The organism is Blautia massiliensis (ex Durand et al. 2017), from assembly GCF_001487165.1.
Classification (GTDB): domain Bacteria; phylum Bacillota; class Clostridia; order Lachnospirales; family Lachnospiraceae; genus Blautia_A; species Blautia_A fusiformis.
Genome location: NZ_LN913006.1, coordinates 1,198,893 through 1,212,595, shown reverse-complemented (window position 1 = coordinate 1,212,595; position 13,703 = coordinate 1,198,893). Strand labels below are relative to the sequence as shown.

The window sequence follows — 13,703 nt, the reverse complement described above, 5'->3', positions numbered from 1 at the left end:
AAGCATTCCATCAAAATTTTTTATCCTGTTTCAATCATATCTAATTTTACTTCAATTTAGTTAAATCCTCTAAATACATTTCTGTATGTCCACACTCTGGACAGACTGCAACTTTAACATCATCTATAGTTGTCGTTTTTTGTTTTTCATCTACATCTACAACGATCCCATAGCCACCGCCATTAACTTTAAGTCTTAAATCCGCTCTCATGACTGTTCCACACTTTTCGCATTTTCTCATTGCTGTCCTCCAAATATATATTTCGCTTTCCTATTTTTCTTACTACATAATAGCAGACAAAATATTAACCACTGAATGATCTACCGTTCATACGATGCAATGATTTCCTTGCTATCCGCTATTTTATAATCAAGTGTTTCCAAATTACCAATCAAATCAAATGTCATATCCGCATTAACTTGCAATTCATCTTCAATCTTAACTGCAGACGGCTCAACTTTTAGAAATACTGTTAATCCATAAGGCTTCGTTTCAGACTGTATCTGTATGCTATCATAAGAATATCCTTCCGGATACTCTTGCCCACTTACAATATTTATAACATTCGAAGAATCTCCTACATAATCTGTCTTGTACTGTGACAGGTCAGGAATCTCGTACAGTTCTTCTTTTCTGCCACATGCAGAAAGCAATATTGCTGATACCGTAAATAAAATAATTGGAATTACTTTTTTCATCATGAACCAGCTCCTCTTCACACTTTGATATAAAACAGCCTGCCCAATGAACCAGAAACTGCCATATATCTGCTTCTTTATTTATAGATCAGCCTTTAAACAAACGAAGCATAAATCATAAAAATTTCTGCGATCAATATAATTCCTAAAACACAATCAATCATCAGGTTATATTGACCAACTGTTAGCCAAGTCTTCGAATGCATCAGAACATACTTTATACTTTTTATACCACTCAAGATTGTAACAGCCAGAAGGAGTATCGGCATTAAAAAAATTTCTATCTTATTGCCAAAGTCATCTGCGACTCCATTCCCAGCAAAGTGAACGGGAATAATCTCCGGTAAGAAAAAGAAGCTTATTATCGCAATCGCAATTCCAACGATGCAAATTCCCCATGTTAATTTCCTGCTGCTTATACCATCCATAACAGTGCCTCATCTGGAACGATATCTAGTAAATATGTTTCCTTAGAAGAAATTTTTTCAAGAAGTTTTTCCAGTAAATTTTCTTCCTTACCTTCTGCTATTAGCAGAAGTTCCTTATACAAAACCGTAGGAATTCCAATAGAATACATTTCTTCCTCATATACGAGAGAGCCAAATGTCCGGCCTTCCTCGCCCTCTGGATATTTTTCTATTATCTCTTTTTATCCTTTCCCGTTACGGTCATTACAATTCAAAGAATTGAAAATCTCAATATTCGTAAGAGACAATAATCTTTCTGCAAAAATCACAATTATAGGCAGCTATGCGGTCTCCAGATATCCTTGCTGCCAACTCTGGATCCGTATTTAACCGCAAACTCTCAGAGCCTTCTTTCCACTCCAGTCCTGCCCCTGCGCCAACCGCATGCAACTGACCCTTTCGCATTTTTCCTTCACAATATGGACATCTCATATTCACGTCATCTCCTTTAAGTAATTAAAGTTCCTCTTGTTCCCGAGAATTATCCTGTTCCTGGATAGCTTGTATATCTTCTTTCGAATATAATTTTTGCCTAAATGTTCTTTTCTATTTTTTCTCGTTTCATACGTTCTTTCATCAATAAAACAAATTGAACGGTCCATATTACACACGCTGCAAAACATCCGATTCCACTGTATAATAAATCTATGGCTGCACCGGCTACAAATGGCAGTGCCATCCACATCATCCGATTTCCATATACTCTGCACATTTCTTTTTCATCATACTGTTTTCGTTCTTCCGTAGATTTCATATTATAGCCAGACAAAAATGCAGCGGCCTTTCCATTTGATTTTACAAAACTGATTCCAAATAAAAACATAATCACTGCCATTCCCAAATCAAAGATAACACAGATTATCATTGTAGACACCTCACTTCCCACTCTGGCTATCAAATAAAAAAAGCCAAACACAACAGTAAAACTTATTATGTTTGGCTAGGTCAACTTGTTATTTTTTATCACTTCTTATGGTTGTATTATACTATATATTTTTCTATAGTAAAACAATTTTTTATATTATTTTTTATTTTAATATTATATTTCTACTATCATCAATTTTTCAGATATTTTCAACGCATAAACAATGCTATTAACTACAATATTTCCAGAAAATTCATCATAGGTTTGTGTTGCCACAAAGAAACGCTGGCTCTGAAAATCAAAGCCGTCGTTCCAAATTGTCTGCTTTTTCTTTTGCCGTCGTGCGGCAGATAATCAATTCGTTCTATTTTGAACTTCTTTTATGCTACCTGATGTCTGCAATAGGAATGAATCGCCAAGAATGTAAACACAAATAATTCAATTCCTGCCGAAAGCAAAATAATATGCGGTGTCCAGAAACTCATCCCACCGATATTCAGATAATTGAAATTTGCAAGCTGACAAAGGAAATTGTTCTGCATACCAATTCCGGCAGATGGAAGTATGGTAGAGAGCCATGTTGCTCCCATCGCCACATAAGCAAAAAACGGCATGAGAAGAACTACAATAGAGATCAGCAAAACTGTCAATGTGTCTTTACATTTTGCAGACAGGAACAACGTACAGCTAACCGTTGCTAATACAGAAAGTAAGCCCGCTGCTGCGAGAATGATCTGCAACTGCCCCAGATTGATGTTTGGCAGGTTAATGATAGAGTATCGCATCTGAAACGATGTTTTTAAGCAATCCGTCCCGAACGCTGCATCTAAAATCAGAATGTGTACCGTGATCCCGACAAGGAAAGTAACAACGAAAAGTGTAAATGCTGCCAGAATTTTGGTAATTGCTAATTGTTTACGCCCGTATTTGGTGGTTCGCAGGATGCAGTCACCGCCCGTTTGATATTCTCCGGCAAAAGTAGGAGCTGCGATTGCCACACACAAAATAGCAAGGAACAAAATATAAAACTCAATATAATCAAATGCATCTTTAGAAATTCCAGAATGAAGATAAAATGGCGTATCAAGTTCTGAATATTTTTCAAGAGCTTTCTGTTGTGCGGTTTCGTTTTCTCTTTGCTCATTCCGCATGACATCCTGTAAATGTTCTGCGCACTTTTCATAATAGGCTCCGTCAATGTCATTCGGGTCAATATCCATTAAATCAGCACCAATGCCTGTTAATGGATCAGCAAACGCTTCGGGCAGACCCATCAGCAAGTGACGGAACGGGACGATTTTTTCAATAAATACAGCCAGAGGAAAGCCCTCTTCCTCGACTGGCCCATATTCTCGAACGCAGCTTTGATAAGTTTCCAAAGCCGATTTGATCCTATCCGGGGTCACTTCACCAGCGGATGTTTTATATAAATCTTGTTTGTACTTGATCGCTGCCAAGCCGTCTAATTCTGTAACCGTGCCATCTTCGTTTGGACGGTTAATACCCTCAAATGAAATAGGCAGGTATGCCATGGCTACGGAAAGCAAAAGTGCGATTGCAAGTATAATCAGGGTGCGCCGTGACTTCAAAATACGTTTTATTTCAAGTCTAAAGAGTCGCATATTATCTCTCCTCCTTTTCCAAGTCTGTCTGCGGAAACAACCACAGATACAGATCTTCCAATCGTGGCTCCGTTGTAACAGATCCATCAATTTCCGAGTGTTCGGACAGATAACGAATAGAAACCTGATTGTGATCTTCGCCTCGCTGATTGATAATGTGCAGCCGCATTTCACATTCCGGCAGCTTTGAGGCCGGAATTGTGCAATTCCAAACCTTGCCCTCAATCTGCTTGACAAGTTCTGCGGTAGTTCCGACATCAACAATTTCTCCGGCTTTCATAATTGCGTTGCGCGTAGAAATATATTCTATGTCAGATACGATATGGGTGGAAATCAACACGATTCGATCATGCGAAAACTCGGAAATGAAATTCCGCAGACGCACGCGCTCTCCGGGATCGAGTCCTGCTGTCGGTTCGTCCATGACAAGTATCTCCGGGTCGTTCAACATAGCCTGCGCAATACCAACACGACGCTTCATGCCACCTGACAGATTGGAGATTTTTTTCTTTTTCACATCGGAGAGCGAAAGAATGTCCAACAAATGATTGATCTTTTTGGTAGTTGCCCTTGTGGGAATATCTTTCAGCGCAGCTATATACTCCAAATAATCTTTGACCGTAAAATCCCGGTGATACCCAAAATCCTGCGGCAGAAAGCCAAACTTGCTTCGGTAGACTTCACCTAACTCTCGAATGTTTTTTCCGTCATAGTAAACTGCTCCGCTGGTTGGTGTCATAATATCAGCAATCATGCGCATGAGCGTGGTTTTCCCTGCACCATTCGCCCCCAAAAGTCCCCAAACGCCGGGAGTCAATGTCAGATTGACATCATTTACTGCTGTTTTGTCTTTGAACTGCTTGCTTAAATGCTCTATTTTCAGTTCCATGCTTACACTCCTTTCTTTTGCTTCGGCTGAACAATAAAAAGCCTTTGTTCGATAATCATTGTACCGAACAAAGGCTTTTCAATCTCAAAAATCACACGCTTAAATTCCTAAGTAATTCCTAAGATCACAGTCTTATTTTCCTAAGCGGAAAGGGGTAATGTAATCACAAAGTCTATAGTTTCGTTTTGACTGGATGCAGTAATCTTTCCACCATGTAAATGTATAATTTCTTCCGCAATAGAAAGACCAAGTCCCGCACCACCTGTATTAGAAAGCCGGGCATCATCCAAGCGATTGAATTTCTCAAATATACTGTTAAGCTGTTCCTCCGGGATTGTTTCCCCACGATTTTCAAAAGTAATCTGAATATCATGCTCTAACCGTTTGGCGGATATAGTGATTTCTGTCTGCGGGTAACTATATGACGCGGCATTTCGTAAAAGGTTACTGAAAACTCTCGCCAGCTTTTCGGGATCAGCGTTCACAGATAAGTTGTCCTCCGCAGTAAATACCGCCGTGTTGCCATTTGCAGAGAGTGTCGGGTATATTTCATCTATTACCTGCGCAATCAGACAATGCAAATCTACATTTTCTTTTTTGATAATGACCGTATGTGCATTGTACTTGGTAATTTCAAAAAGCTCATTGATAAGTCTTTCAAGGCGCTCTGCTTTGTCTAACGCGATCTTGACATACTTTTCCTTTTGCTGCTCAGGCATATCAGAGGCTTCATGGAGTAGGCTCAAATAACCGATCACTGTTGTTAAAGGTGTGCGTATATCATGTGCCAGATACATGACAATTTCATTTTTCTTTTCTTCAGCCTGCTTTGCAGCCTGCTTGCTTAACAGAACAGACATTTTGATCTGATTGAGCTGTTCCTCCAGTTCTTTCAGAGGATCAGACAACGATACTGTATGACTGTTCTGCTCATAGACCGTTTGGGTTGCGTCAATTACTTCATCCAGATAGTCCCACGGCTTTTTCCAATAGTAATTGAAGATACATACAAAGCCTATCACCAGATACAGAATAAACAGCGGACCAAGCCTCCAGTAGATCCATGCAAAAATATCGTTGTCAAATTTTGAAAAGATGTAGTCCAAGAGAAGGGTCAAACCATATCCAACAACGGTATAAATCAGCAATGATAGATATAAGCGCACTTTAAGGCGCTTTTCTGTTGTCATTTCTTTCTTCGACATGAGAATACACCTCCTACCGATTAGCAAACAGAATTAAGCCAAGCAGTCCAATCACGACAACACTTACTATGCTTGCCAGAATGGAAAACAGTCTGTTTGCTTTTATTCTATTTCCGATTAACCGAGCCGTCATCGAATATACAGCAAGCCCCAAAAGACCACCTGCCGTATTTGTGAGTACATCAGTAATATCAGAACGTCCGACTGCTAAGATATACTGCATAGTTTCCAATAAAAAACTTGTTCCAGCAATCAGCATGAATTTCACATATAATTTTGTTCCTGGCAGAAGCATTTGAAGATAAATACCCATAGGCACAAAAATCAAGAAATTATCGAGCCCCTCTGTTAAGTGAAATGCTGCTCCGATTTCCTTGTCATAGTGAAAAGGAATAAAGTTTATACTTCTTATCTTATCCAGATCACTGATTGAAAATTGTAGTTTAAAAAGTATGATCCAAACCAAAAGTGCCAGATAAATTAAGAATAAAATGGTTACAAAGCAATTTGATTTTCTTTTCATAGCGTACTCCTTTCGCTTAAATTTTGTAACCAACACCCCAAATCGTTTTAATATACTGCGGAGTATCGGAAGTATCTTTCAGTTTCTCACGCAGATGCCGGATATGCACAGTAATTGTGCTGCTGTTTTTAGAGTAGTATTCATCTTTCCAAACTGCATGAAACAGTTCCTCAATGCTTACAACATTCCCGGCACTTTCCAAAAGAACCTGGAGGATAGAAAATTCTGTCGGTGTCAGAGAAACCGGCTCACCGTCTAACAGACATTCATGGGTCTGCACATTCAGGCACAATTTGTTATAGGAAAGTTCCGATGGAACTTTCTCTGTGATGATACTGGGCGAATATTTCTTGTAACGTCTTAACTGCGCTTTCACTCTGGCAATTACTTCAAGTGGGCGAAAAGGTTTTGTCACATAATCGTCCGCTCCCAATGTCAGCCCCGTTATTTTATCCGTTTCCTCAATTTTAGCCGTTAGCATGATGATTGGATAAGTGTATTTCTTTCGGATAAGCTGGCAAAGTGAAAAACCGTTCATATCCGGGAGCATAATATCCAGAATGGCAAGATCAATGTCGCCGCTTTCAATACACGACATGGCATCCGTTGCGCAATAAAATTTATAAACGATGTAATTTTCGTTTTTCAAGTAGACCTCCAACAGATCCGCTATATCTTGCTCGTCATCTATAATCAATATCTTTTCAGACATATTTTCAACTCTCCTTTTTGCTTGTACTCGATTAAGTATAACAAATACAGCATCTAAATTCACAATGGATTACATGAGAAATTATTAAGATTTTCCTAATTTTTTTTCATGCTAATATGATAATGCACATTAGCATATTAGCATGAAAGTAATCACAAATAACACCCATGAACAAATTTAATTATAACAATGTCCCTTTGCAAATGCTTGTTTTATTGCTTTTATTATGGAATACTATCGAAAGTAGACATTTTTTTGTGCAAAACCACGAACTTGTCCATTTATAAGAAAAAGAATAAATTATTAGGGATATTTTTGATTTCTGCACGTCTAATAGATGTAAAGAAAATGCTGGCTGGCAAAAAAAAGGTGGTGTTTAAATGACAAAGGAACAACTTGGATCTCTGATCCTAGATTCAGAAAGACAATTATACTCAACTGCAAAAACAATTTTATTTAGTGACTATGACTGTGCAGATGCTATTCAAGAAACAATTGTGAAGGCTTTTTCCAACGTCGGCACATTAAAAAACGATAACTATGCCCGGACCTGGTTAATCCGTATCTTAATCAACGAATGTTACAGCCTTGTGCGTAAATCCAGTAAATTTATCCCATTGGAAAATCTGGCTGACAGACAGGAACCGGAATCAGAAAAAACAAAGAATTACAGTGAATTGTATACAGCCGTAAATTCCTTAAAAGAGGAACTGCGTTTACCCGTTATTCTATACTATATAGAAGATTTCAGTGTAAAAGAAATCGCCCAGATCCTTGAAATATCGGAAGGTGCCGTTCAAAAGAGACTTGCAAGGGCAAGAGGAAAATTAAGGCAGGAATTACAGGAGGTGTCAATATGAGATTAGAAGATATGAAAAACGATATTCCCGAAACACCGGATTTTATCCATAATATGATTCAAAATGAGGTAGCAAAGCAGCTGGCGGATAATAAAGTGGCGAATCTGCGAAGAAGAAAACGATGGACAGCTCCGAAAGTTGCCGCAGTGGCAGCTGCGTGTGCACTGGCAGTTTCCACGGCAGTATATGCAGGAGTAAATCTGTATCACTGGTTTTTGGAAAAACAGGGTTCTTATGGTGTTTCAGTCAAAATTGATGCTGGTGATGCAGCAAAGAAGACCGTGCTTCCAGATGAGGTCCCAGAGGTAGATCTGTCTGCTAAATATGTTCCGGAGGGCATGAGCTGGATTGACGAGTACCATCTCCAATATCCTGAGCATGGCATGACTGGCGGGTTCAGTTTTTCATTTGTCCTGTTGGATAAAAATGATCTGGGACAGGTAGTACAGGATCAGAATGTTATTGATAGTGAAGAGCGTACATTTGGAAAATACCAGGGGATATATCTCAAATATAATAGCATTACCGAAAACGGGGCTCTTAACCAGAGAATTTATCTTGTCTGCCCGGATTTATATCGTGTGCTTATGATCTACATCGGAGATGATGTGTCAAAGGATGAAGCCATAAAAGTTGCAGAAAATCTGGTGATTGAGGGAAACACGACTATGGTAAAGACCGCCGGATTGCCTACATGGAGCGGAGAGATGATATCTGAAAAGACAGAAGATGATAATGATGAAATAAGTACTTCTGTAAATGAGAAAAAACTACCCATTTACCAAATTGGTGACACCTTTGATCTGGATGTGATTGGTGAAAACACAAATGGTGAATATCTGGAAAAAACGATTTCTGCAAAGGTAGATTCTGTTCAAATTTCTGATGATCTTCAGCTTCTCGATCCGGACAAAATACCACAAGAATGGGCGGAAGCCATTGATGCTGATGGAAAGCTATCTACAAACACATTGAATTATGTGAAATCTGGCGACGGAATCGATTCCCTGGATGAAATTGTGAAGTCAGAGGAAGTGAATCAGAAACTGGTCTATGTTACAGTTACCTATACCAATCATTCAAATGAGGAAATCGACCATATGCTTTATCTTGGTGCTTTACTGACCCTGACTAAGGAAAATGGAAAAGTACAGCTTTACATTCCAACAGAACAGGCCGGCGATGGCTATGACTACATTAGCTGGGACGGCGTGGCAAAGACTGGAGGAATGGTATATTATAGTGTCTCTGAAAATTATGGCAATGGTGGAAACTACATTTCCTCTATAAAACCAGGCGAAAGTGTACAGCTGAACATGGCCTGGATCGTAAATGAAAGCGACCTCAAAAATCTGTATCTGAATGTGACTGGAGACGGAGCTTCATATGAGTTCTCTGAATATATACTGAAAAAGGGACTAGTAGATATTCGCAAATAATATGCTATCGTTTATGATCCCATTTTTTTATATGTCATATATGAAAAAGCGTTTTTCGATTCCTTTTGGTTTCGAAAAACGCTTTCTTTGCTTCTTCGATCTCTGCACATGAAGTGTAATCTGTGGTATCCAATACGATTTCCTCATTCTTTCCATTGCCGGTTAATAATTATAACGACAGTGTACTATATGAAGCAACCGACAACAACAAAAATCATTAAATGAGTTTCGACAGAAAAAGAGATTCCACACTGTAAGTGGAACCTCTTATCTATTAACGCAATGGACAATCAGATACTTTTATATTTTGAGCCAGTTTATGCAACCCAAGATGTCTGCAGTAGTTTTCCAAATCTTTTGGATTCTGGGATGAACGTGGTCCGATAATAATTGAATTGATAATATCTTCCCTGTGCATATTTTCTGTTTCTAAGACTTTTTGTAAATCTAAAATGTAGAACTCTTTTATTATATTGAATGTTTTGTATTCGATATGAGGATCGTTGTCCGTTACAAAATATGGTGCGATTCGGATTTCCTTTTCAGCAGTAAATGTAGGATGTTTGTGAATAAGGGCACATAATGCTAAATTATCAATGAATCCATCTAAGTTGGAAAATCCTTCCAGAATTCCAGTGGAAATATATGAAGACAATAATTTGTATAATTCATGATCCCTGGTCTCCTGAGTATAATACTGTTCGCCAATGATCATCCCATGATAATATAACAGGTTGTGCAATGCTTCGGTATTGAATTCTATTGCAACACCACGTCCATGATCGGCATAGCGGTCCCATTGAGCTGCATCGTCTAATGCCTGTGACAAACAGAACATAAAAAGGTGTTTTTGCGATGTTCTGTCATATATTTCTTTAAATATTTTATCAACATCACATTTGGGTTTTATATTGTTTTGGGTAAGACCGTTCTCAATGTTCTGCTTCAGGTTATCAATAAACCCAATCACTTCTTTTGCATCATTCACATTCGTTGCGCTGCCAAACCAAATCTTTTTTTTCCTTAAAATTCCATCCAAGGCTGGAAAAGAAGTGTAATGCCATAAAGTTTTACCAACTTTCTGAACAAATTTGTCAGTAGATTCCTGTCTTTTCTGAATTTCTACTAAATTGTAGGTCATATACAATACCTCTTCTGAAATAATATCATTTGAATATGCATCGATCGGACAAATCCTTTATTCTGTATAGATGTTCCCATTCTCATCCGTCCAGGTGCCGTCACCATTGTCTGTGTATCCGACCCCATCTGCGTCACAATAATAATAATCTCCGTTTGTTGTTTCTATTACATTAACAGTACCGTTACTGCCCTGGAGTTCATGCTGTTCCAGTTGGTTTCCGAAATGATAACCTTCGTCATTCCAGGTACGATATGAATTTCCATTGGCATCTGCCCAGTTTCCATCTCCCTGATAACTGTATCGGCTCCCATAATAATCAGAATAGGTCCCATCTCCGTTATCGTAAAGAACTCTGGATTCTTCATCTCCTCCACCCGGTGCTACAATTGATGCTACACCGGAAGTAGTACTGAATCCACTGGTATATGGTACGCCTGCTGGCAGATTTTCATAAGATGAAACAGACCCGTTGTTGTCAGAGGTAATTCCATCATCGGTCGTTTCACTTACCTGTCCGCTGTTTTCCATGGCAGGTTCATCGTTTGTTTCCGCATCTGCTTTTTCCTCTTCGTCTACAGAATCCTCTGTATCTGTATTCTCTGTCACTCCTCCTTCGTCCTGGGTTTCAGCAGCTTTCTGCATAGTTACCATTTCAGAAAATGGTGCATAATCCGGTACATTATTTTTCTCTGGATCTGCATTTTTTTCAATACCAGACTTCTCCGTCTCTACTGAAACTGTATCTGTCCCGGCAGAGACATTAAATACCAGATTACCGCCTGCAAGCAGCAGCGTCACAAGAATTCCCGGAAGAATTCCTTTGCGGAGTTTCCGAATGTTCACCATATACAGAATCCGATCTTTAAACACCATTTCGCTGTCATTAAGACTTGCTGTCACATATGGAATCTGATTTTCCATGGCTACTGTCCTGAGAAGCAGCTGTCGATATAATTTATGTTCCTTTTTATTAACTCTGCGAACAACTGCTGTATCACACAGATTCTCAATATCCTTATCCGCTTCTTTCAGCATGATAAGAAGAAAGGGATTGAACCAGTATATCGATGCACAGATTCGAAGGAGCATCTTATACCAGAGATCCCGATGGCAATAATGTGTAAGTTCATGGTAAAAGATAAGTTTTCTTTCTTCTGCTGAATACCCGGTTGCTGGTAGATACAATTTTGTATGTAAAAGTCCTGCAAGAAGCGGTGTGGTAAGACCTGCGTTTTGCCTGAGTTCCGGTATTCTGCGTACGTGCTTCTTTTGACACGCTGCACGGTACATCTGAATACTCACCGTATCACTTACCTGCAGACTCATCCGTTCCAGATTCCTTATAGAAAAATAATATGCCAGCAATTCTCCCGTCAGTTTAAGTACCGCTACGCTCAGCCAGACAGCAGCAAAAATCAAAGCCACAATTCCCAGCCATTTATCTGATTCGTACCTGACAGTTCTCTTTTGTTCCGGGATTTCTGTCAGATTTTTCATGTCTTTGCTCGCAGATGATACGTTTTCTGTTATCTTCTGACTTTCCTCTGGTCTGACTGCGTAATCCGTTATCTTCGGGCTTTGCGTATTCTGTTGACTGCTTCTAAGTACTTTGAAATCCACCAGTGCCAGATTCGCCGGAAGGCGCACCGGAACACAAAGGCTTATCGTAATCAACAGCCAGATAAGGTACTTCCATCTCGCTGATACACGTCCTTTAAACAGAGTCGCAAGCACTTTTACCAGTAAAATTACTACTGCTGCAATAACATTCAGTTTCAGAATGTGTAGAATGAAAACCTCCATAATTCGCTATTCCTCCCTGTCCTCCAGGTTCTTAAGAAATTCACTGAGATCCTGGACTTCTTCCGAGCTGATCTTCTTTCCATGATAAAGTGAAGTTACAAACTTTTTTAGTGAATTCCCATAAAGTTTCTCAAGAACACTCTGGCTTTCATGTGCCTGATAATCTGACTGCGAAACCAGGGGTGTATACAGATTCATTTTTCCCTGTTTCGTCACTTCCACGAAATTTTTGTTCTCCAATCTGGTCAGCAATGACAAAATTGTTGTTGATGCAAGTTTTTTCTTCATAGTGATCACTTTCTCAATCTCCGGTCTGGTCATCGGCGGAGTATTATTCCAAAGAACGAGCATAATATCCAGCTCTGATTCCGGAAGTCTCTGGTAAGTTTTTTTCACTTTTTCATACCTCCTGTTACATATTTTCTACAAATGTAGGAATAACTCTATTTTACCACGGTTCACGGAAATGGCAAGGGCTTTTGCACAATTTGCAAATGCCCTTGCCATTCCTGCAGCTACTGACCACTATCAGTCTATTTCTGTATAACTGCTGCCATTTTCATCACTCCATGTCCCGTCTCCATTGTCCGTAAATCCTGTACCATTTTCGTCCTGGAAATAATAATCACCATTTGTAGTTTCCGTAACCGTCACAGTATTACCGTTTGCATCCTGAAGGTCATGCTGTTCCAACGTATGTCCCAGATGATGAGTATCATCATTCAGAGCTGAGTAGGTATTTCCATTTTCGTCGGTATAAGTCTCATCCCCATTATCGGTATAGTTCATTCCATCATCTCCACGATATTCACAAGAATAATCTTTGTGAAGAATGTAATTAATCTCAATGGTATTTCCATCACTGTCAACTAATGTCATTGGTGAGGTAGAAAGGATATCGGAATCATCATTGCTGTCCGAGGATTTTGCAGAAGCATTTTCTTCTGTATCGGAGGAATCTGAATCTCCTCCTGACTTCTGACTGGCAGTATCTGTAGTTGCCTTATCAGAATCATCAGAAGAATCATCGGTCTGGTTTTCATTCTCCTGTCTGGTAAGTGAAGGATTTCCAGGATACGAAATATATTCTACAAATTTTCTGACGTCACTGATGTCATCTGCATCTTTTGCATATCCCACTGCCATATACAGGCTGTTTCCCTCTGAATAAATTGTCTGATAGCAGGCATCGTATGTGTCATTGCATTTGGCAATCCCTGTTTTGACATCCTCCAGTGAATATTTATAGATATTTACATAATCATTTCCGTTCGTATAGCTTGCATAGGTACCTTCCGTATCTGCTTTTTCCCATTCAGATCCAGCCGGCGGCTGTGTATAGAAATCGTTATTTCCTGCTGCCATAACCGTTGCAGCTGAAAAAATCCCAAGTGTTGCTACCGTCATAAGTGTCATAAATTTTGTCTTCATCGTGGATTCTCCTAGAATTTTATTTTCTACATCTGTAGAAGTTA

Annotated in this window: 17 protein-coding genes; 2 read left to right on the top strand and 15 right to left on the bottom strand. The window is 39.2% G+C overall.

The features are described from left to right. Positions 1-46: 46 nt before the first annotated feature. From BN3261_RS06575 to vanR, 11 genes are all read right to left on the bottom strand, one after another. Positions 47-241, bottom strand: coding sequence for a zinc ribbon domain-containing protein (locus BN3261_RS06575; RefSeq protein ID WP_055056113.1), 195 nt, complete (start codon positions 239-241; stop codon positions 47-49). Positions 242-321: 80 nt separating this feature from the next. Beyond that, the gene (locus BN3261_RS06570) at positions 322-702 is read right to left on the bottom strand and encodes a DUF4825 domain-containing protein (protein ID WP_055056114.1); all 381 of its coding nucleotides are present in this window, start codon (positions 700-702) and stop codon (positions 322-324) included. Positions 703-794: 92 nt separating this feature from the next. Further along, positions 795-1,127, bottom strand: coding sequence for a DUF1648 domain-containing protein (locus BN3261_RS06565; protein WP_055056115.1), 333 nt, complete (start codon positions 1,125-1,127; stop codon positions 795-797). Beyond that, positions 1,115-1,276, bottom strand: coding sequence for a hypothetical protein (locus BN3261_RS17665; RefSeq protein ID WP_173722117.1), 162 nt, complete (start codon positions 1,274-1,276; stop codon positions 1,115-1,117). Before BN3261_RS17665 ends, BN3261_RS06565 begins: the two co-directional genes overlap by 13 nt. Before the next feature lie 118 nt (positions 1,277-1,394). After that, entirely contained in the window at positions 1,395-1,598 is a 204-nt protein-coding gene (locus BN3261_RS18370) for a PF20097 family protein (RefSeq protein ID WP_015524992.1), read from the bottom strand. A 100-nt stretch (positions 1,599-1,698) separates the two neighbouring features. Continuing rightward, positions 1,699-2,031, bottom strand: a complete 333-nt coding sequence (locus BN3261_RS06555; RefSeq protein ID WP_059085790.1) for a DUF3784 domain-containing protein — start codon at positions 2,029-2,031, stop codon at positions 1,699-1,701. A 380-nt stretch (positions 2,032-2,411) separates the two neighbouring features. Next, positions 2,412-3,653, bottom strand: coding sequence for an ABC transporter permease subunit (locus tag BN3261_RS06550; protein ID WP_059085789.1), 1,242 nt, complete (start codon positions 3,651-3,653; stop codon positions 2,412-2,414). Position 3,654: 1 nt separating this feature from the next. Next, positions 3,655-4,542, bottom strand: a complete 888-nt coding sequence (locus tag BN3261_RS06545; protein WP_059085788.1) for an ABC transporter ATP-binding protein — start codon at positions 4,540-4,542, stop codon at positions 3,655-3,657. Between the two features lie 140 nt (positions 4,543-4,682). Next, positions 4,683-5,747: a sensor histidine kinase gene (locus tag BN3261_RS06540; RefSeq protein ID WP_059085787.1), complete on the bottom strand. Its 1,065-nt coding sequence runs from the start codon at positions 5,745-5,747 to the stop codon at positions 4,683-4,685. A gap of 13 nt (positions 5,748-5,760) precedes the next feature. Beyond that, positions 5,761-6,270 (bottom strand): VanZ family protein, encoded by a 510-nt coding sequence (locus BN3261_RS06535; RefSeq protein WP_059085786.1) that lies wholly within the window; start codon positions 6,268-6,270, stop codon positions 5,761-5,763. A 16-nt stretch (positions 6,271-6,286) separates the two neighbouring features. Continuing rightward, entirely contained in the window at positions 6,287-6,982 is a 696-nt protein-coding gene (vanR, locus tag BN3261_RS06530; RefSeq protein WP_059085785.1) for a VanR-ABDEGLN family response regulator transcription factor, read from the bottom strand. Positions 6,983-7,362: 380 nt separating this feature from the next. Here vanR and BN3261_RS06525 point away from each other — a divergent pair, with 380 nt between their 5' ends. Together BN3261_RS06525 and BN3261_RS06520 are read left to right on the top strand one after the other, a co-directional pair. After that, complete coding sequence (locus BN3261_RS06525) at positions 7,363-7,842, top strand: sigma-70 family RNA polymerase sigma factor (RefSeq protein ID WP_059085784.1); 480 nt, start codon at positions 7,363-7,365, stop codon at positions 7,840-7,842. Continuing rightward, the gene (locus BN3261_RS06520; RefSeq protein WP_059085783.1) at positions 7,839-9,281 is read left to right on the top strand and encodes a DUF4367 domain-containing protein; all 1,443 of its coding nucleotides are present in this window, start codon (positions 7,839-7,841) and stop codon (positions 9,279-9,281) included. The genes BN3261_RS06525 and BN3261_RS06520 overlap by 4 nt, the downstream gene beginning before the upstream one ends. A 274-nt stretch (positions 9,282-9,555) precedes the next feature. Here the strand turns inward: BN3261_RS06520 and BN3261_RS06515 are convergent, their stop codons facing one another. The 4 genes from BN3261_RS06515 to BN3261_RS06500 all read right to left on the bottom strand — a co-directional run bounded on the left by BN3261_RS06515 (position 9,556) and on the right by BN3261_RS06500 (position 13,659). Further along, a complete protein-coding gene (locus tag BN3261_RS06515) occupies positions 9,556-10,422 on the bottom strand; it encodes a DUF2971 domain-containing protein (protein ID WP_059085782.1) in 867 nt (288 codons plus the stop codon). A gap of 57 nt (positions 10,423-10,479) precedes the next feature. Next, positions 10,480-12,228: a M56 family metallopeptidase gene (locus BN3261_RS06510; protein WP_015542764.1), complete on the bottom strand. Its 1,749-nt coding sequence runs from the start codon at positions 12,226-12,228 to the stop codon at positions 10,480-10,482. A gap of 6 nt (positions 12,229-12,234) precedes the next feature. Next, on the bottom strand, positions 12,235-12,624 hold the full coding sequence (locus tag BN3261_RS06505) for a BlaI/MecI/CopY family transcriptional regulator (RefSeq protein ID WP_059085781.1): 390 nt from the start codon (positions 12,622-12,624) through the stop codon (positions 12,235-12,237). A 132-nt stretch (positions 12,625-12,756) separates the two neighbouring features. Then, positions 12,757-13,659, bottom strand: coding sequence for a hypothetical protein (locus BN3261_RS06500; protein WP_015542765.1), 903 nt, complete (start codon positions 13,657-13,659; stop codon positions 12,757-12,759). Positions 13,660-13,703: the final 44 nt, after the last annotated feature.